Source organism: Mesorhizobium sp. 128a (assembly GCF_053848025.1).
On sequence record NZ_JBSPKY010000034.1, the window covers coordinates 22,979 to 41,198 of the forward strand.

Here is an 18,220-nt window from a genome sequence, read left to right on the forward strand (position 1 = left end):
GGCTTCCAGGGTGAGGGCCGGATATATCCACTGGAGCCCGTTCGAAATTGTGGGGCGGCGAGAAGGACGGCCTCAACCATTGTGGGCAGCTCCATATCGGCCGATCGAGCAGCGAGCGAGCCGGGGATATCACCGACCAAAAGCTTTCCTTCGGCCCTGCGTCCTCGAGCGCCTCGAGATCCGGCAGCTGGCGCAGCGTCTCGAGCCCGAACTGCGACAGGAAATTTTTGGTCGTGGCATAGGTATAGGGCGCGCCCGGCTGCGGGCTGCGAGGCCCGGAGGCGATGAGATCCTGCGCGCGCAGCACGCCGATCAGGTCGCGCGACACCTCCTTGCCGGAGAAGGAAGACAGCTCGCCCCGCGTTATCGGCTGGAAATAGTACAATGCACATCAAGACGAGTGCCTCCGATTGCGACAGCTCTTTTGATCCGTCGGCGCCCTGCCCTGCGGCCGCGCCGAAGGCGGCGTGGATGACGTGTCGAAAGGCTTTCTTGGTCCGATGCTGCCAGCCGCCGGCGACCGCTACCAGCTCGTAGGGGCGGCCGGCGAGCTCGGCGCGAATATCGTCGATGACCAGCTCGAGATTGCAGCTTTTGCCGACGACGCGCGCCAGCACCTCGCGCGGTACCGGCCCGCTGGCCGCAAAGGTCACAGCTTCCACCCGGCCCATCCACTCGCGCCGGCGCAGTTCGGCCGGCAGATGTTCCAACTCGGTGTCCAGCAAAGTCGGCTGATCGTTTGCCTTGCGGCGGGCGGACGCTTCGCTCATGGCTAGAGCCCAAACAGGCGGAAGGTGGTGCGGCCGGAGAGCTCGCGCACAGCTTCGAGTTGTTGCACCCGCTCGAACAGTCGCCGCGTCGCAAAACGCGACAGGTTTTTGGTCGTCAGCGATCCCGGGACGGCGTCTTCACTGAGCAGCAAGAAGATCACATCGCCGGCGCCCTTGGCGCGCAATTTTGGCGCGATGGCGATGAGTCTTTCGGCACGACGCGACAAACTCGCCGGCCAGCCGGCAGGCCTCGCCCGTTGCTTGAACCAGCGCCAGGCAAACCGCCCGATCGAAACTGCTGTCCCCGGGTCGGATGCGCTTGCCGCCGGTCTCGCCGCGAAAAGCCGCGCCAAAGGCCTGAGCCATCAGCAGCGGCAGCGGCCAGCGCAGGCTTTGCGCCAGCACCAAGTCGGCAAGCCACCAGGCTAAAAGCTCGGAATCGGGCCTCAAGGTGACGATGTGAGCGGCGATCGCGGGCGCAAGTGCCAGGCGTCACGCAGCGCGGCTTCATCCTCGGCCCGGCCGACCAGACGCATGCTGGCGGCACTGCGAAGCGCCACGGTAAAGTGCCGTGCGCTTTTCGCCATCATTTTCGCACCGAAACGCACAGCCTGTCGGAGGCATAAAACGACCGCTAATGTTGCCTTATCATTCGCATAGCGATGTGCAGCTTAATTGGAGTTCTGCGAAGGCACTTAAACTAGCGTTTCCTTGCACGATGAACTGGGCTGTTTGAGCCTGACAGCCCTGCGCTTTTAGAGACCTGATCATGCGAATAGTGAATGAGCTCAGAACTAGATGAACTGCGTGATCTGGTGAAAGCGGGCTTTGGCTGGGTCCTCCCGAAGGGAACCTTTTCGCTACGGTCGACAGACATTTTATGGACTGGAACTCCGGACGACGCTCTGCGCATCGCGGCCAACCTCGAGAATGAGCCAAGCATGCCGCGTGACGTTAGCGAGGTAGCCGAGCGCTATGGCTGGGTACCGCGCCGCATCAATCCCGCGCTCGCTTCCCCAGCCCCACGAAAGCTGATCGTCGATTACAAGGTGATCGCCTCCGACTATGTGGTCAACCGCGTCGTCAAAACTGATTAGACCCGCGGCATCGTCAAAAGCCGCAGCTGAACGGGAGGTCAGGGTCCGGCGAGCCAATCACTAAGGGGAGTCGCCGTATTCGACCTATAGTCCCAGACCATCCAAAGTGCGGTCCTTCATCTCCCCCCAGACGATGATGCGGGGATACAGATCGAGGTGTTCCCAGGAAGCCCAAGTTATGTCGGCTGGGTCGTCCGCGGACGGGAAAAGGGCGATCTTCGGAATACCCTTGTACCATCCGCAACGCCGAGTCCCCAGAGCACCCACCGACTCTCTTTGCTGTTCTTGCTCGCCAGCAAACGAACTGTACGATCTGACGGATGCGAGTCTTCAGCAGCGATGCCGTCTTTTCCGTAGTATAAGGTGGCATTTCCGGATCCACCTTGTCGGTGTAAACCTTCGGCCATGGTTCTCCAGCACGATCGTGGCGCCCACTACCAAGTCATCGTCCTTAGTTGAGTGCGACAGGAATGTGGCACCCTCCAGCGGCTTCTCTGACGTGCTTTTACGGATCGTCTGCTGCTCGTTCAGGGTTCTTTGCGCGGCGTACGAGCGTAGGCGGAATGAAGACCGGCATTGGCCCCCTCCCGCCCGTTTCTATGCGGCCGTCCACGTCGACAATCTGCTGACAATGAGGACTTGTAGGATCCCCCAGTAGGTGAAAACCCCATGACGATCATCTTCGCAGGCCGCGATCTGAAGCACGCGTCCGGCGCGCTTTATGCCTTTCCCTTTGGCGAGGCTTTCGGTGAAAAAACGCCGACCGAAGGAACGGAACACCAACGCCGCTGAACGGGTGCCGAGCTGTGCGATCCCGTTCGAAGAGGTTGAGGAAAGCGCCGCTAAATGCGGGTTTGCACGCTGCCGATGGAACGGCGTGGTGCGCCCACTACCGCGTTGCCGGGCCATATAAGCGAGTTGGTCCGGCGCGAGAGCACCCATGGCCACAGAACGGGATTGCACCGGCCGTCACCACTGTCAAAAAATGGCGAAGTTGGTGATCCGGCACAGTATCGACGCTTAGCTTTTCCCGCGCTTTGGCGATTAAGCGTTCCAGCGTGGGAATCTCGGGCACCCCTTCGATCACTTCGTCGCCGAGAACCAAGGCCGGCGTGCCGGTGATGTACAGCTCCGTGGCGAGCGCGCCATTGCGCTCGAGGGCGTCTTCGATGGCGGGATCTTCCATGTCCCGCTTGAGCTTCTCAACGTCGAGGCCCACCTGTCGTGCGATAGTCAAGATGGAGAATTCGCTGACCTGGCCGCGAGCAGCCATAAGGGCGTGATGAAACGGCTCATATTTTCCCTGTTTGCGGGAGGCGAGCGCCGCCACTGCGGCGAATTTGGAACCCGGTGCCTTGCCCGGATACTCTTTGTAGACAACCTTCAGCTTGGGATCGTCCTTGAGGGCTTGCTGGATGATAAGGTCTTCCGCCCGGCAGTGCGGACAGTTGTAGTCCAAAAACACCACCAGAGGGACGTCGCCATTCGGGTTGCCAGCAGTTGGCGCAGAGGGATCGTTGAAGAGTGCGTCGCGCCGCTCCGGAATGAGCTTCCGCCAATCCGCCTCGAGCAGGCGACGGTTTTCGCGCTGGCGCAGGTAGTCTATAACAGGCGGATGATGTTGCGCTACAAGCCCGGCAAGAAGCAGGGTCAGGATTAAAAGAGCGATACGGCCGGCTCTTTGTTCAGGCATGGGCCAGGCTCGAATCAACAGTGAACGGCAGGGCAGCAAAGAGGGCTTGCGGGCCGCGGGACTCGCGCTGCGGTTTGCAGGTCACAAGAATCAACATACTGTCTCCTGACCGGATCGAGGTGGGCTCCTCCCTCCCGGGCATCTCCCGTCGCTGCGCTCCGGTCGAACGTTGCGCCCAAGGTCGCAGCAAGCTCCGTGCCAATTGCGACAGCGCCGACAAACGCGCAGGTTTCCGGGATTCATAAGGGCCTTTCGCGCCGCGCTTTTGCGGATTCCAGCACTCGCTGCTGGCGAATACCCGCACATTCAACTCGGCGACGGGCGGTGGGACCGGCGGCGGAATCCCCGCCACCCTGCCCTGTCCGCTCATTCAGCGGTTGGCGGCGCAAACAGCGGCGCGGCCTCGGCCCACTGGTCAGCGGTCCGGAAAGCCGCCACGATCGGCATGGGCGCGGACCGGAACCGCCATCCAGGCGGCTAGCTTCGAGCGCCCCGTTGTGCCTTCGGACAAGACACGCACGATCTGCTTTTGCGTCGTCACCTTCTCCGAGACATGGCGTCGGCGACCTGCGTTTCAGCGATGTGCGCCAGCATCGCGTTGGCTACTTCCTTGTCGCGTATGCAGATCGAAGAAGGTCTCGTCTGGCTGCCACAATGCGCTCATGCCGACATTCAGATGGTTACCGCCCCCTTGGACCACGGCCCATCCGGCCCTCCAGCCACTCGCCATGACGATGGTGAGGGCGCACCACATCGTCGTCGGAGAGCCTCCAAATGCGGGCGAAGATTGGCGCCGTGGTATAGTCGCCGCCATTGCCGCCGGCTTCGCGCCGTCCTCATCCGGCGCCCCAAACAAAGCCAAAACCTCGGGCCGTTTTCGGCTCGAGTTCCCGGGTCAAGCTTGAACGTCTCGTTCACGACGATCTGGCGTGGGCGACACCGTGGCGCCTGGCGTCGATGCTTCAGACGACGTTGGGCGTTGGTCACGCCTTTTCCGGCGGCGCGAAGCTGTGTGATCCCGTGTCCAAAAGCTGACAGCGGCAGACAAAATGTCAGGTTCACTACAACTGACATCTGGGCACTGTGGAGGTTTTCACGGCAAATCGCGCTTGCTGGGCGCTGAGGTGCTGGCACGGCCTTTGCAAGTTGAGAGGTGGCAACACGGAACGAGGGTGACTGCACCCAATGTGCAAGAGAAGCGCTGCGCTCCTCCCTTGAACCCGCACGGGCGGGCGAGGCCGGCATCAACCGGCGGGCAGATGCGCCGAGGGCAACAAGCACGCCCGACCCAACGCCGCCAGATCGGCCGAGCCGGTGCAGAAGCAGGCGACGGCCAACTGGCGGATGACGATCTCGAAATGCGCGACAACCGCCTCGGTGGACACCGTCGCCGCGCGCAGCACGCCGGCTGCCTGCCCGGCGATGTCCGCGCCCAGGCGGATGGCCTTGGCCACGTCGACGCCGTCGCGGATCCCGCCCGACGCGATCAGCTTCACCGTTGGCAGCGCCCGACGTACCGCCTTCACGCTGGCCGGGGTCGGAATCCCCCAATCGGCGAACGCCATCGCCACTGCACGGTCGGCGGCATCGCGGGCGCGCTCGCCCTCCACCGCGGCCCAACTGGTGCCGCCAGCGCCGGCGACATCGATCACCGCCACGCCCGCCTCGACGAGCGCACAGGCCACCGAGGCGGACAGGCCCGACCCCACTTCCTTGGCCACGATCGGCACGCCCACACTGCGCGCGGCGCGAGCGATCTGCGCGAGGATGCCGCGCCAGTCGCGGTCGCCCTCCGGCTGTACCGCTTCCTGCAGCGGATTGAGATGGACGATGAGCCCATCGGCCTCCAGCGCATCCACCGCCCGGCACGCCAGGTCCAGGCCGTCGGCCTCGCGCAGTTGCGCGGCGCCGATATTGGCCAGCAACGGAATGTCTGGGGCCAGGCGGCGTAACGCGCGCGTCAGCCCCTGGGAGTTGCGGGATTGCAGGCTCACGCGCTGCGAACCGACGCCCATGGCGATCCCCAAGGCTTGCGCTGCCTCGCTCAGATGCCGGTTGATGGCCTCGGCGCGCGGGATGCCGCCGGTCATGGAGCTGATCAGCAGCGGCGCGCGCATGGTCTTGCCCAGCAGCGAGGCGCGCAGGTCAATCTGCGTCAGGTCCAACTCGGGCAATGCGCAGTGTTCGAAACGGATGTACTCCCAGCCGGCGGCGACAGTGGCCGGCGCCGTTTGCCGATCCAGCACGATGGCCAGATGGTCGTCCTTGCGCCGGCTCAGGGCGGTTTCGCTCATGCTCGCTCCATTCGTCGCATGGGGCGACGGCGTTGCGTCGGATCGAACCGACGGCAGCGCGCGCACGCCGCCGCCTCCCGCGCGTTCAGGCCGGCGCATGCTGGCCTCCCCCTGGAGTGTCGCTGCGGTAGCGGCTGGTCGAGGTCTGGTAGTACTGCGCGCGGATGGCCGCCATGGCCTCGATCAACGGTCCCCACGGCGCGGGAAAGCGTTCTTCCGCCATCACCCCGTGCATCATGCGCGTATGGCCGGCCAGCTCGTCGTTGAGGAACTCCACCACAGGCATAGCCGGATAGCGCTGCAGCAGCAGGATCGCCGCGTTGTCGGCCTCGCAGACCGACCTGTCCTTGTCGCGTCCATGCAGATCGTTCTGCAGGCGCCCTATCGCGGAGATGAGCCGCAGGACCTGGCGAAACGCCGGACGCGCGCGCAAGGTCGCCATGTCCAGCCCCCACAGCAAGGACAGGCAACAGAACACGTTCGCGTAGGCGATCGAATCGATGCCGTTGTGCAGGTACTCGGCGTAGGACCAGTGTTCCGTTTCTTCCGCCTGCGCGTGTTCGGCGCGCAGCGCGGCGCAGTAGCACCGGGTATCGTCGAGAAGCTGAGCATAGTCGCGAGGATCGTAGGCGAGCGCGGCCAGCGAAGCGCGCAGCACAGCGCAGCCCTCGAATCCGGGGAGCGCACACGGTACGCCCTGCCCCAGCGCCTGCTCCACCGCGGCGAGCTGCTCCGGCGCGATCAGGCAACGGTCGTTGCAATCGTCGAGCCAGAACAGCAGCGCCAGTTCGCGATAGAACGCCACGATCAGCGTTTCGTCCTGCGGATCGCGGCCGGTGCGGGCGCTGGTCTCGCGCAGGCTCGGGTGGATGCGCTGCAGGATGTACTGGCCGCCCCTGACCGCCTCCACGGCATGCTCATCGGCGAACCCGGTCAGGGAATGCCCCCACTCCAGCACCTGCTGCAGCGCGCGTTCGGTCTGGATCATGGCGCCGCTCCTGCTCCCTCGGCCATGGCGCGCCGCCCCCAACGAAGCGCCAGCCACAACCCGGCGAGTTCGGCCACGCGCACGACCCGGGTGGGGCAATACAGTTCCTTGCCGATCCACAGCGGCGTCTGCGGCAATGCATGCGCCGCATGGCGGGCCAGCATCCACTTCAGCGCACGCGCCACCGCCTGCGCGATGCGCCGGCGCCCTGTCGGTTCTTCGCCCCCATCCATCACGTGCAACGCGAACAGCGCATAGGCGGTTTCCTCGAATGTGGACGCGCGACCGGCGCCCCAGCCGCCGTCGTCGCGCTGCGCCTGCAGCAGTGCCGCCAGCGCGCGCTCGTCGCGCCAATGGGGCTTGCCTTGCGCAAGCGCAGCGACCGCATGCGCGGTGGGATACAGCCACGAAACGTGCCATTTTTCGTTGTCCCATAGACCGTGCGGGTTGCGATTGGCCTCGACGTAGGCGCTGGTGCCGGCGGCGGGCTTTCCCAACAGTCGCAGCGCATGCAGGGCATGGATATTGGTCGACACGGAGGCATTGCGCTCGCCGGGGAAGGTGACGAACAGCTCGCCGGTTTCGAAATGGCGCAACGCATCGACCGCCGGGTCGCGGCCTGCAAGTCCCAGGACGCCCAACGCAACGGCGGTGTCGTCCGCATCGGCAGCGAAGTGCAAGGCCGGGCCCAGACCGCGCACGCCCAGGCGGGCGTCGAGCTGCGCGACGATCACGCGCACCGGTTCGGCGAGCGCTGGATGCGCGAACAGCCCGGCCAGATGCAGGGTGTACAGCGACCAACATGGCTCGAACACATTGATCGGCCAGACGTTGGGAACGACACCTTCGATGCCGCTGCGCGTCGCCCGCGATGCCGCCTTCAGATACGCGTCGGCGCGCACGACCTGCGGCGTTCTCCCCTGTGTCACGGCGTGCGCAAGCCACGCGGCAGTGGCCGCCGGACTGATGCCGATGCTGCCATCATCATCCGGACATGCGGTGGTCGGCGACGTCCCCCAGGCTTCCCAGGAGTGCAGCAACGGATGGCCGCTCGGTAACGTCGCCACCGCCCCCAGCTTGACCATGCGCGCTTGCCGCGACGGCAACAGCGCCGGGTGGCGCGGAAACGCCACGCCGCCCAGCAAGGATGCGGCCTCACCGCACAACTGCGGCAGGATCAGCTCAGCGCCGATCGGCGCGTCATCCGGCACCGCATGCGCGTAGGGATCGGGCTGGCGCTCGAGGAATCGGGTTGCAACCTGGACCGCATCGGCAGCGCCGGGAAGAGGATCGGCACGCTGCAAGGCCAGCAACGCCGCCCACGTGGGCGCATGGCGGAACAGCGGGAAGTCCGCGCTTCCCCATCCGCCATCGGCCTGTTGCTGCGCGATAAGCCACGCGTATGCGTCCTGCCGACCGGCGACGTTGCCGTGGAACTGTAGAGCTCGCGCCGTGTCGTAGACGGACGGACCGACGCTGCCGCCGTCGCTCATCTCGCTCAGCAGGTGGCGCAATTCGGAAAGGATCTGTTCGGACAGCGCGTTCACGCGGGACGTCCTTCTGCAGGCGTTTGACGAGAACCAGATCGGGCAGACGCCGGTCCGCATAGGGTTGTTGCGCGTAGCGCGCCGCTATGCGCCATGGCCGTGCTGGCCAACTGCTGCAATCGGCGCCCCGGACTCGGACACAGCGCAGCATGCACCGCTGCCGCCGGCCGATCGCAGCGGCACAGGGGCAACTCCATGCGAACGGGCGCGCTCATGCGCATGGCGCGTGCTTGATCAGATACGCGTTGGCCCGCTGCAGCATCTGCGCCAATCGTTCCGCACGCGGCCCCAGCGGGGCGATGGCCTCCGCGGCGTCGTGCAACAGATCCAGCGCGAACTGGCGCGCTGCCTGCGGCCCCATGATCGACGCGCAGGTCGGCTTCTGCGCCGCCGCGTCCTTGCCGGGGGTCTTGCCCAGCGTCGCGGTGTCCGCTGTCGCGTCGAGAATGTCGTCGACCACCTGCAATGCCAGCCCGAAACAGGCGCTGTAGCGATCGAGCGCACAGTACAGCGCAGCGTGTGCGGCATTCTCCGCGATGGCGCATAGCGCGCCCATGCGAACGGACGCGCGCACTAGCGCTCCGCTCTTCATCCGGTGCATCGCCACGATCCTGTCCAGCTCGACATGCTTTCCGGCCAGCGACAGATCCAGAGCCTGCCCGCCTGCGGCACCCTCGGCGGAGACCGCCTGCGCCAGTTCGCGCACGAGCGCGATACGGCTGTCGCCCGGCGCATCCAGGCTCGCCAGGGTCAGGAAAGCGTGCGCCTGCAGCGCATCGCCTACCAGGATCGCAATGGCTTCGCCGAACTTGACGTGCACGGTTGGAAGGCCGCGGCGAAGCACGTCGTCGTCCATCGCGGGCAGGTCGTCGTGGACCAAGGTACAGGCGTGCATCATCTCGATGGCGGCGCCGACGTCGTCGAGCATGTGCGCCGGCGTGTCGGCCAGTGCGCCGGCAGCCAGACAGAGCAAGGCGCGGGTGCGCTTCCCGCCATTCAAGGTGGCGTAGCGCATCGCCGCCATCAGTTCGGTCTCACCGTCCTCTTCGGCGCAGAGAAGACGCGCCAGCGCCTGTTCGACCCGCTTTGCGCCGTCCTGCATCCAGATCTCCGGCAGCAGCCTGCCGGATGCGCCGCGCGCCTGCGCGCCCAATCTGCCGAGCGCGGAAACGCCAGTTCGGTCGTCGTGTAGCTTCGAACCGGTCTGCATGTTGTTCATGTCCTTGTGCCTGACAGAAGACGGCCACGGCGAGCGGCTCCCAGCCGCGGTGTTGCCGGGGTCGCACCGAGCGGGCGCCGGGTGCAGCAATGCCGCGCGTCGCCGGCGCCGCCGCCTCGCCACACGGGGCATGCGATGCCACCTCATGAGAATCCGATGCGGATTTTCATGGACGGATGTGCAGTCGGGTAATAGCGCCGGCCTTTTTCGACGCCGCTCAGCAACCGGGGCCGCACCCCGGCTTTGTGCATGGTCAGCGCCAAGGCGATGCAGAACTGCACCATTTGCAGCCATACCAGGTGGTAGCCGATGCAGACGTGCGGGCCGGTACCGAACTGCAGCATGTCCACCGGCCGGATCGGCTCCGTGCGTTGCAGCCACCGCTCCAGGCGGAACTGATCAGGCGCCTCGTGCAGCAGCGCCGAGGTCGAGAAATGCAGCAGCGGGATGCACAGATCGGTGCCCGCGGGAATGCGCCGCTGGCCGAGTTGCAATTCCTGCAGCGCGCGGCGCGGCAAGAGCGTGATCGCCGGATGCATGCGCAGCGTCTCGCGGAACAGCGCCTCGGCGACCGGACACTGCGCCAGGTTCGCGTGCCGGGTCGGCACCGCGCCCACGCGTTGCGCCTCCTCGACCAGGGCGTCCCACAGCACAGGCCGCCGCGCCAGCTCGATCACCAACCAGGCCATCGTCGAGGCGGTGGTGTCGTGACCGGCAAGCAGCAGCACGCGGATATTGGCGACCAGGACGTCATCGGAGAGCGCATCGTCACTGCGATCGAAGGCGCTCACCATGTCGTTGATCAAGCCGGTGCGCGCGGCATGCGCGCGCGCGTCGCTGACGAACTGGCGCAACTGCGCGTCGATCCAGTCGCGGGCGGCGCGGCCGCGCCGCAAGGGCAGTCCGGGCAGGTCGACCCGGGGCGCGACGACCAACTGCAGCAGTTGCCGGTACTTGCGATGCCATCCCGGCAGGTCCTGCGCGGGGATTCCCATGAGGCTGAAGATGAGCTTGAGCATCAGGTCGCCGGTTTCGGGCAGGATGGTTACGTCGCCGCGGTCGCGCCACGCCTGCACCCGCGCCAGGATGACGGGCGCGAACAGGTCGCCGATCCCGGCCTGGGTCAGCCCCTTGGGCAGGAACGCCGCCTTGATCGCATCGCGCGCCTGCCGGTGCGCGCCGCCGTCCTGGGCGACCAACGTTCCGCCAAGCAATTCGGGCGCGATCTCTGCGATCAGCGCCGAGGACGCGTCCTTGTGCCGGAGCAGTGCGAACGCATCCGGATCCATGCAGGTCATCAGGTGTCCGGCAGGGCCGAAATTCAGCCAGAAGTGGCTGCCCAGCGTCCGTTCCGCGCGCCGCAGCAGGCGCGGCAGGTCGCAGGCGATGGCGGGAAGATGCCCGACAAGGGGGAAAGCGCCGGGCACGACCGGGATGTCGTACCGCAGCCGGTGCCGACGGTCCAGCGGGTTGAGCAGCATGTTCATCAGCAGCGCGCCGCTTCGGCAGTGTCGCCGGCAGCCCACGCGTCGGGGCTGTTGCCACCATCGGCGTACGTCGGCACATGCGCCATCATGCCGCCGTCGATGCAGACGACCTGGCCGGTGATGAACGCAGCAGCGTCGGAGAGCAGGAACGCCACCAGCGCGGCCACGTCCTCGGGGCGGCCGACGCGTGGCAGGAGCTGGTGCCGGTGCAGATACCGTTGCATGCACTCGTCCAGCTTGGCGAGGAGACGCTCGGTCATGATGAGACCCGGCGCAACCGCGTTGCAGCGGATCTGCGCATGACCGTACTGGGTGGCGAGCGAGGCCGACAGCATGTTCATCGCCGCCTTCGACGCGGCGTAGGACGTCTGCGCGGTGTCACCGCTGAGCCCCTGGCACGACGACATGTTGACGATCGCGCCACCGCCGCGGGCGATCATCCGTGGGATGGCCTGCCGGCAGCAGAGCAGCGTGCCGCGCAGATTGGTCGCCATGGTCTGATCCCAGACCGCCAGGTCCAGGTCGAGGATCGCGCGGTCGCGGGGGGTCAGATGCATGGCGCTCGCGTTGTTCACCAGCAGGTCGACCCCACCGAAGTGCCGGCCCGCCGTCTCGAACAGCGCTGCTACCGCCTGCGCATCGGCGATGTCCATGGCCAGGTCCAGCGCGTGGCCCGCTTCGGCCGCGATCTGCGCGGCGGTGGCGATGGCCGCCGAGCCATCAATGTCGGCCACCACCACTCTGCCGCCCTCGCGCGCGATGGCGAGGGCGCATGCCTTGCCGATGCCCGCGCCGGCGCCAGTCACCACGGCCACCTTGCCTTCAAACCGTCCCATCGTGTTCTCCTGGATTGCGTTGGTCTTCGCGGCATGCCGCTCGGCCTGCGCCGGAGAAGGCGCAGGGTCGGCGCTGGCGCGCTCGTCATGGCCAGCGTCGCTTTCGATGACCCGAATGGCGGCGACCGGGCACTGTCTGGCCGCGAGCCGCACGGCGGCGTGCAGCGCCTGCGGGACCGTCTCCACGTACACTTCGGCCACGCCGTCCGGTCCGCGCTGGCGAAAGGTGCCCGGCAGCGTCAGCACGCACTGCCCGGTGGTTCCGCACAGATCCTGGTCGACCACGACGCGCATCTCAGCCCCCCGCCTGCGCATGCAGCCGTACTGGCAGCGCGCGAAACGTCCTAAGGAACCCGGAGGGCTCCCGGGTCGGCTGCTCGGCCAATGCCAGCGTGGGGAAGCGCGCCTGGATCCGCGGCAGGCTCTCGGCCAACTGCACCCGGGCCAGTTGCGCACCGAGGCAGAAGTGGATGCCGTGGCCGAAGCTCAGCATGATCTTCCCGTCGGTCGACATGCCAGGACTGGTGCCGTAGAACCGCGCGGGATCGAAGCGGTCGGGATCGGCGAAGGCGTCCGGGTCGCGATTGCCGGCCGCGATCAGCACGCGCACGTCCGCGTTCTTCGGGATCACCACGCCGCCCAGTTCGATGTCGCGCTGGGCGATACGCGGAATGGAGCTGAACAAGGCGGGCGCGTCGCAGCGCAGGACCTCTTCGACGAATGCCTCCACCCCCACGGCGTCTCCCTGCAGCCAGTGCCGCTGTTCGGGATACGCCAGCATCGCCAGGACCGCATGGTCGATGGTCGCGGCAGTGGTGGCGAAGCCGCCCAGCAGCATGCCCCACAGCATGCTGATCAACTCCGCATCCGACAGCGTGTCGGTGTCGTCGTCATGTGCGCCGACCAGCGTCGATATGATGTCGTGGCGGGGATCGGTGCGCTTGCGCTGCACGAGGTCGCCGAAGTAGGCCTGCACCCTGGCGCTGGCCTCGTCCGCCGCGGCGAGCTGGGGATCGTTGGCGTACGGCCTCAGGCCCTCCAGGATGGCGCCGATGCCTGGGGCGAACCCGAACATGTCGTCCTGGGGCATGCCGAACAATTCGGCGAAGACCAGCATAGGCAAGGCCAGCGCGAATTCCCGATGCAGGTCCACCGCCTCCCCGCGCTCCAGCGCGGGCGCGATGCCGTCCAGGCGCTCTGCGACCGCCCGCGCGATGCTCGGCCGCAGGTTGTCGATCTGGCTCATGGTGAAATCGCGCGAGATCAGCCGGCGCAGACGCGTATGCGTCGGTGGTTCCTTCATCGCGAGCGTGGACGCCAGCAGGTTGAGCGACAGGCTGGTCGCCGCACGCGGGAAATAGCGCGCCAGTTCGCTCGGCGCCGGTCCCCGAAACGCATCGCCCGTGGCCTTGAGCACCCAGTAGATATCGGCGTGGCGGCTCAACAGAAAGAGGCCCGACGCCGCGCGGTGCACCGGATCGTGCTCGCGCAACCACCGCATGAACGGGTACGGGTCGTGGATGCACGCTGGCGATGCCAGTTCGGCGAAGGCGTCCGGGCATGCTACCGTGGTTTCTTGCACGTCCATCTTGGTTACCTGTTGGCTGGCTGATCTGACCGGCGCGCGCCAGGCGCGCCGGCAAATTGCGGAGAAGATCGCAATTCCCGGCGGCGTCCGCGCATCACCAGAGCACCGGGAACTCCTCGAACCCGCCAGTGATGATCTGCTTGCGCAACTTCAGTTCTTCGGGCGCAACGGCCAGGCGCAGCGCGGGAAAGCGCTGGAAGATCGAACCGAACACCACCTTGAGTTCCAGCCTGGCCAGCGCCATGCCGATGCAGTAGTGCGGCCCGTGGGAGAACGCCAGGTGCGGATTTTCGTCGCGTCCGATGTCGAAGATTTCCGGGTCGTCGAAATGGCGCGGATCGAACGACGTCGCCGGCAGGCCGACCAGAACCTTGCTCTCCGCGGGAATATGCACGCCCGCGATGGTCACGTCGGTCCTCGGGTAGCGCATGATGCCGTCCCAGCCCGCGCCGGGCGGATACATGCGCAGGATTTCCTCCACCGCCTTGTCCACCAGGGATGGATCGCCGACGAGGCGTTCGCGCTGTTGCGGATGGCGGAACATGGCCAGCAGGCCGAATTCGATCTGCGCGAGGGTGCTCTCGTGCCCCGCCACCAGCATGCCCGCCGCCAGGCCGATCGCCTCTTCCTCGGTCGCCTTGCCCTGGTCGACCGCCGCGAGCAAATCCGTCAGCAGGTTGTCGCCCGGATCCTGGCGCTTGTCCCGCATCTTGCCGCGAATGTAGGCGCGCAGTTCTTCCCAGGCCAGGCGCGACGCGCTACGCGGGCCGCTTTCATGCTGGTGCGTCATCACCTCGTCGGACAGCCCGGCGAAAAAGGCGTGATCCTCGTAGAGCACGCCCATCAGCCCGCTGACGACCATGGCCGGAAGCGGAAAGGAGAGGTGGCGCCGCAAGTCGGCGGGCTGGGGCTGGGCCGCCAGCGTCTCGAACAACTGCGCGGCGATCGCCTCGACCTGCTGCGCGAGCAGCTTCATCCTGCGGTTGCTGAAGGCCGGCGCCACGATCGTGCGTAACCGGGTATGCTCGCCCCCCTCGTGCGAGACCAGCCACCCCGGCGAACCGAGAATCACCGAATCCGGGGTGAATCCCGCCGGCGGCATTCCCGCGGGCCGGAACGTCGCGTCGGACAGCACCGCCTTGGCCTCGTCGTGGCCTGTCACATACCAGCCTTCGTGCCCGGACGGGAAGCGCACGCGGTGGATCGGGCCGTTGGCGCATAGCGCCAACATCTCGGGCGCGGGCTCGATGTGATCGACGCGCCACATTGGTAGCGTCAGCAAAGGTTGTTCGGACATGGTGGCACTTCACTCTTTAAGCGGTGGAAGGGCGGAAGGTGACCGGCAGGCGCTGCGGGCAGCGAAAAGACGTTTGGTCGCCGTAGGGGCTCGCAAAAGGGCTGGCATGCTGGATCGCACCGATCGGCTCGCGAAAAGGCGTAGAGTCGAGAGCGTGATGAAGGAACAGCAGAAAATTATGAGCGGCCTAGCGCGAGACAGAGTTCCCCGGCCCAGCATTCGCTAGCCTCCACGGCGGCGCTCCGCCGCTTGGCCGGTCAGCACTTGGGCGACTACATTTTCGGCAAGAGTGATCATGGTGCGATTTCTCCTTCGGTCCTGACGCGTTTGCGGATAACGCAGCATGTACCGTGCCAAACGGAGAACCATTTCAAATGATACGATAACCTTGCTGTCGCGGTGCCGATGTCCAACATCGTGTCGGATATCGGACAAGGCGGAACACGTTCGGAGCGAACTTGAATTCCTGCCGCGCTAGGTCTTGATCGCCTGGTGTGCGCTGCCCTCAGCAGATCGCGCGACCGCAACACGACCGCACTCGCCTGTTGCGTCTTGCGTCCACGGCACAAAGTACCGAGGCGGACGGGTCGCCTCGATAGCCTTGGCATCGGTCGCATCGTGCCGCAACGGCGGGTCAAGTCGCGCGGTGGGGCGAGCTGACTGGCCGGTGTATTCTGTCGCTTGCCTCCTGGCGCTTCTACGAAGTGGCCAGCGTTTTGAGGTCACTGCCGTCGCGAGGAGGAGACCGGTAGCTTCTCTGGGGGGGCGGGGAACGAATCGGTAAGGCCATGCAGTCCACCACCGTGGTTTTGTTCGGAGGCGCGACAATGGCGGTGGAGTGGACGATCACGCGACGTCCGGATCGACAAGAGCTGGAAGCGTCTGTTCCGAGAGCCAGAGCGCGCAGTGAGCATTTGGGGAGTGTTGGCTGTCGTGCCGGTCCTGCGGACCTCGACTGCCATCCTCTTTGCCCTGCTTGCCGTGCTGGGCTGGTTGGTATGCGGCTTCGTCTCTGACGCTCTGTGGGGCGTAATACCTTGACGAGATTGCAACGACGACCACGCAGCTCACATTATCGCTGCTCGACATCGCGCGGAATCCTGAACCAGGTCACATAGAGCGCGGGCAGAAAGAGGAGAGTAAGGACCGTTCCAACGATGATGCCGCCCATCATGGCATAGGCCATAGGTCCCCAGAATATCTCGCGAGAAATCGGGATGAGGGCCAAGGTGGCTGCTGCTGCGGTCAGCATGATCGGTCGCATGCGGTGCTCAGTCGCTTCCACGACAACCTTCCACGGTGGTGTTCCAGCAGCCCGCAGCTCCTCGATCTGCACGATCAGGATGACCGAGTTGCGGATGAGTATGCCGATGAGCGCCAGCACGCCCAGCAGCGCAACGAAGCCGAGCGACGCTTTGCTGAGAAGGAGTGCCGCGACGACGCCAATGAGTGCCAATGGCGCGACCGCGAAAACCAGGAACAAGCGTTGGAAGCTCTGGAGCTGGATCATCAGAAGCGTTGCCATGGCGAAGAGCATAAGGGGCGCTACGGCAATGATGGGGCGTTGGGCTTCGCCGCTTTGCTCGACGGATCCACCGACTTGCACGGAATATCCTGCGGGCAAGGTTTTCCGAAAAGCCTCGACCTTGGCTGCCAGAGCCGCCACGATGGTCGCCGGCTGGGTGGCACCGCTTACGCCAGCCTTGATCGTGATGGTCGGAATCCGGTCGCGCCGCCAGATTGCCGGTTGTTCGAGCTCGCATCGGAACTTGGCGACCGATGAGAGCGGGACAGTCTGACCGCTGCTGCTTGCGAGTTGCAGGTCGAGCAGCGTGTCGACCGATCCGCGCTCCTTCGCATCGGCTCGGCCAATCACGTCGACCAGATAGATGTCATCCCGAACCTTTGTTACGGTGTCGCCTTCCACCACGCCGACGGGAATGACGGGTGTCTACGGAGATCCTCCCGATGTGCTTTGTGTTGACAGCTTCTGTCGGATTTGTCGGGACCGTGACCATGATGTTCGACCCGGTGCGCTGACGCACGCTCAGTGAAGTCATTGCATAACGTGTAAAATAGCCTTTCTGAGGCGCTTGCCGTTCAGTTGGCATCATCCTTGAGTATCTCTCCTGTGCGGCGGCGCAGTCGGACGACCCGCGTCACTGACCAATCTTCTCATTCGAAAGGAACAACAATGAGTACCGACATGTCAGCCTACGGTGTGACCGAGTTGGCTCCTGAAGAAGCGACTGCAGTTTCGGGCGGAAACCCTTTGGCAATAGTTCTCGGCATTGCTGGATTTCTTGGCGTGGCAGGTCTAGCCATATGGTCAACCTGGAAGGCCCGGCATCACTGAATCATTGACTGCGATAAAGGAGACGACGATGAACGAATATATGCGATCTTATGGTGTCACCGAATTATCGCCCGACGAAGCAGCTGCAATTTCGGGAGGTGTATTCTGGGGACTGCTTTGGGTAGGTGCTGCAATAGCAGCTTACGTGGCGGCGACTTTCGGGTGGTAAGGGGCGGTACGTTCCAAAATCCACGATTAGAACAGAGGTGCCAAGGCTGACTATGCTTCGTCCTGAACAGAGCCTAGCAATTCCTCTTTCGGCCGAAACCGCCTGCTACACCGCAGAGAGCATTCTCTCCCGAATATCAGGACGATCTTTGGCCATCTATAAAGTACTTGTGCTCTCTGCGGTGGCGACATTGGTGTCGCTGCCGCCCATCACTGTAACGGTCTCGGTTCAAAGTGCAGGTACCATTCGCCCCCGTCATCGAGGAGACGCCCCTGATCGCGCCCGTTTCTGGACGGATTTCCCTATCCTTGCCGATGAAAGGGCGCGCCCAGGGGGCGCTATCGGCGCAGCCTTGAGGAATGACATTAGCTTTTCGGCCGGGCGCATAAGTGACCCGGTTCCCCTCCCATTTCCCGATGAAGCTGAACGCGCACCAACCTCCCCAAGCGGAGGCCGAGGCGTTCCTCCTTGGTACCCATGAGCGTGTCGTGAACAGGTTGATCGAGGCAGGTCACCTTACCCTCATCGAAGATTTCAGTCCCGATGCCAGACGGATGATTCCGGTGGTCTCTCGGGAAAGCGCGGAGGCGTTCAGTCGGGCTACGTGTCCCTCGGCGAACTTTGCCAGAAGACCTATATGCATCACAAACAGGTCCGTCTGATTCTTCGAGGCGGGCGTCGAGGCAGAGGTTCCTAAGGAGAACCTTGGGGCGTTCTTCTATCGGCGTGAGCACGTTGAGGGATTGGCGGCTTCGTCTCCCACCTTTGGGTATACGAAAAATCAAGTGCTCAGAAAAAAGCGCGCCTAGTTAAGGCTAGGGACAACGCAGCAGCTTCAAGAGAAGGATAGAGGCTTCGTCTTTCATCCGTCTGGACACT

Annotated in this window: 15 protein-coding genes and 4 pseudogenes; 4 read left to right on the forward strand and 15 right to left on the reverse strand. The window is 65.0% G+C overall.

The genetic code is table 11. The features are described 5' to 3' along the window. Positions 1-89: 89 nt before the first annotated feature. From scpB to ACWTU9_RS31325, 3 genes and pseudogenes are all read right to left on the reverse strand, one after another. A pseudogene (scpB, locus tag ACWTU9_RS31315) lies at positions 90-770 on the reverse strand (SMC-Scp complex subunit ScpB); the annotation flags it as partial. A gap of 2 nt (positions 771-772) precedes the next feature. Beyond that, positions 773-931, reverse strand: a complete 159-nt coding sequence (locus ACWTU9_RS31320) for a DUF1403 family protein (RefSeq protein WP_455861691.1) — start codon at positions 929-931, stop codon at positions 773-775. Then, positions 909-1,220 (reverse strand): DUF1403 family protein, encoded by a 312-nt coding sequence (locus ACWTU9_RS31325; RefSeq protein WP_455861692.1) that lies wholly within the window; start codon positions 1,218-1,220, stop codon positions 909-911. Before ACWTU9_RS31325 ends, ACWTU9_RS31320 begins: the two co-directional genes overlap by 23 nt. Positions 1,221-1,711: 491 nt before the next feature. Here ACWTU9_RS31325 and ACWTU9_RS31330 point away from each other — a divergent pair, with 491 nt between their 5' ends. Continuing rightward, entirely contained in the window at positions 1,712-1,867 is a 156-nt protein-coding gene (locus ACWTU9_RS31330) for a hypothetical protein (protein ID WP_455861693.1), read from the forward strand. Between the two features lie 669 nt (positions 1,868-2,536). After that, on the forward strand, positions 2,537-2,659 hold the full coding sequence (locus ACWTU9_RS31335; RefSeq protein WP_455861694.1) for a hypothetical protein: 123 nt from the start codon (positions 2,537-2,539) through the stop codon (positions 2,657-2,659). Between the two features lie 97 nt (positions 2,660-2,756). Here the strand turns inward: ACWTU9_RS31335 and ACWTU9_RS31340 are convergent, their stop codons facing one another. From ACWTU9_RS31340 to ACWTU9_RS31395, 12 genes and pseudogenes are all read right to left on the reverse strand, one after another. After that, on the reverse strand, positions 2,757-3,560 hold the full coding sequence (locus ACWTU9_RS31340) for a DsbA family protein (RefSeq protein WP_455861695.1): 804 nt from the start codon (positions 3,558-3,560) through the stop codon (positions 2,757-2,759). A gap of 415 nt (positions 3,561-3,975) precedes the next feature. Further along, the gene (locus tag ACWTU9_RS31345; RefSeq protein ID WP_455861696.1) at positions 3,976-4,101 is read right to left on the reverse strand and encodes a hypothetical protein; all 126 of its coding nucleotides are present in this window, start codon (positions 4,099-4,101) and stop codon (positions 3,976-3,978) included. A 703-nt stretch (positions 4,102-4,804) separates the two neighbouring features. Beyond that, on the reverse strand, positions 4,805-5,854 hold the full coding sequence (gene fni / locus ACWTU9_RS31350) for a type 2 isopentenyl-diphosphate Delta-isomerase (RefSeq protein ID WP_455861697.1): 1,050 nt from the start codon (positions 5,852-5,854) through the stop codon (positions 4,805-4,807). An 85-nt stretch (positions 5,855-5,939) separates the two neighbouring features. Next, complete coding sequence (locus ACWTU9_RS31355; protein ID WP_455861698.1) at positions 5,940-6,842, reverse strand: terpene synthase family protein; 903 nt, start codon at positions 6,840-6,842, stop codon at positions 5,940-5,942. Continuing rightward, positions 6,839-8,389 (reverse strand): hypothetical protein, encoded by a 1,551-nt coding sequence (locus ACWTU9_RS31360; RefSeq protein ID WP_455861699.1) that lies wholly within the window; start codon positions 8,387-8,389, stop codon positions 6,839-6,841. Before ACWTU9_RS31360 ends, ACWTU9_RS31355 begins: the two co-directional genes overlap by 4 nt. Before the next feature lie 211 nt (positions 8,390-8,600). Continuing rightward, positions 8,601-9,599, reverse strand: a complete 999-nt coding sequence (locus tag ACWTU9_RS31365; RefSeq protein WP_455861705.1) for a polyprenyl synthetase family protein — start codon at positions 9,597-9,599, stop codon at positions 8,601-8,603. Positions 9,600-9,751: 152 nt separating this feature from the next. Then, positions 9,752-11,095, reverse strand: a complete 1,344-nt coding sequence (locus ACWTU9_RS31370) for a cytochrome P450 (protein WP_455861700.1) — start codon at positions 11,093-11,095, stop codon at positions 9,752-9,754. Beyond that, complete coding sequence (locus tag ACWTU9_RS31375; RefSeq protein ID WP_455861706.1) at positions 11,095-11,931, reverse strand: SDR family oxidoreductase; 837 nt, start codon at positions 11,929-11,931, stop codon at positions 11,095-11,097. Before ACWTU9_RS31375 ends, ACWTU9_RS31370 begins: the two co-directional genes overlap by 1 nt. Before the next feature lie 168 nt (positions 11,932-12,099). Next, positions 12,100-12,246: pseudogene (locus ACWTU9_RS31380) on the reverse strand (ferredoxin); the annotation flags it as partial. Continuing rightward, a complete protein-coding gene (locus tag ACWTU9_RS31385) occupies positions 12,227-13,519 on the reverse strand; it encodes a cytochrome P450 (RefSeq protein WP_455861701.1) in 1,293 nt (430 codons plus the stop codon). The pseudogene ACWTU9_RS31380 and the gene ACWTU9_RS31385, both read right to left, overlap by 20 nt. Positions 13,520-13,613: 94 nt before the next feature. Further along, positions 13,614-14,816, reverse strand: coding sequence for a cytochrome P450 (locus tag ACWTU9_RS31390; protein WP_455861702.1), 1,203 nt, complete (start codon positions 14,814-14,816; stop codon positions 13,614-13,616). Positions 14,817-15,888: 1,072 nt separating this feature from the next. Then, positions 15,889-16,746, reverse strand: a pseudogene (locus ACWTU9_RS31395) (efflux RND transporter permease subunit); the annotation flags it as partial. A gap of 454 nt (positions 16,747-17,200) precedes the next feature. Between ACWTU9_RS31395 and ACWTU9_RS31400 the strand changes: the two are divergent. After that, on the forward strand, positions 17,201-17,341 hold the full coding sequence (locus ACWTU9_RS31400; RefSeq protein WP_455861703.1) for a hypothetical protein: 141 nt from the start codon (positions 17,201-17,203) through the stop codon (positions 17,339-17,341). Between the two features lie 52 nt (positions 17,342-17,393). Further along, positions 17,394-17,643 (forward strand): annotated as a pseudogene (locus ACWTU9_RS31405) (hemolysin secretion protein D); the annotation flags it as partial. Between the last annotated feature and the right edge of the window lie 577 nt (positions 17,644-18,220).

Excerpts from the sequence above, each read along its gene's own strand:
- ACWTU9_RS31370 (WP_455861700.1), bottom strand. The coding sequence starts at position 11,095 with ATGAACATGCTGCTCAACCCGCTGGACCGTCGGCACCGGCTGCGGTAC.
- ACWTU9_RS31335 (WP_455861694.1), top strand. The coding sequence starts at position 2,537 with ATGACGATCATCTTCGCAGGCCGCGATCTGAAGCACGCGTCCGGCGCG.
- ACWTU9_RS31340 (WP_455861695.1), bottom strand. The coding sequence starts at position 3,560 with ATGCCTGAACAAAGAGCCGGCCGTATCGCTCTTTTAATCCTGACCCTG.
- ACWTU9_RS31330 (WP_455861693.1), top strand. The coding sequence starts at position 1,712 with ATGCCGCGTGACGTTAGCGAGGTAGCCGAGCGCTATGGCTGGGTACCG.
- ACWTU9_RS31375 (WP_455861706.1), bottom strand. The coding sequence starts at position 11,931 with ATGGGACGGTTTGAAGGCAAGGTGGCCGTGGTGACTGGCGCCGGCGCG.
- ACWTU9_RS31385 (WP_455861701.1), bottom strand. The coding sequence starts at position 13,519 with ATGGACGTGCAAGAAACCACGGTAGCATGCCCGGACGCCTTCGCCGAA.
- ACWTU9_RS31365 (WP_455861705.1), bottom strand. The coding sequence starts at position 9,599 with ATGCAGACCGGTTCGAAGCTACACGACGACCGAACTGGCGTTTCCGCG.
- fni (WP_455861697.1), bottom strand. The coding sequence starts at position 5,854 with ATGAGCGAAACCGCCCTGAGCCGGCGCAAGGACGACCATCTGGCCATC.
- ACWTU9_RS31400 (WP_455861703.1), top strand. The coding sequence starts at position 17,201 with ATGAACGAATATATGCGATCTTATGGTGTCACCGAATTATCGCCCGAC.
- ACWTU9_RS31355 (WP_455861698.1), bottom strand. The coding sequence starts at position 6,842 with ATGATCCAGACCGAACGCGCGCTGCAGCAGGTGCTGGAGTGGGGGCAT.
- ACWTU9_RS31390 (WP_455861702.1), bottom strand. The coding sequence starts at position 14,816 with ATGTCCGAACAACCTTTGCTGACGCTACCAATGTGGCGCGTCGATCAC.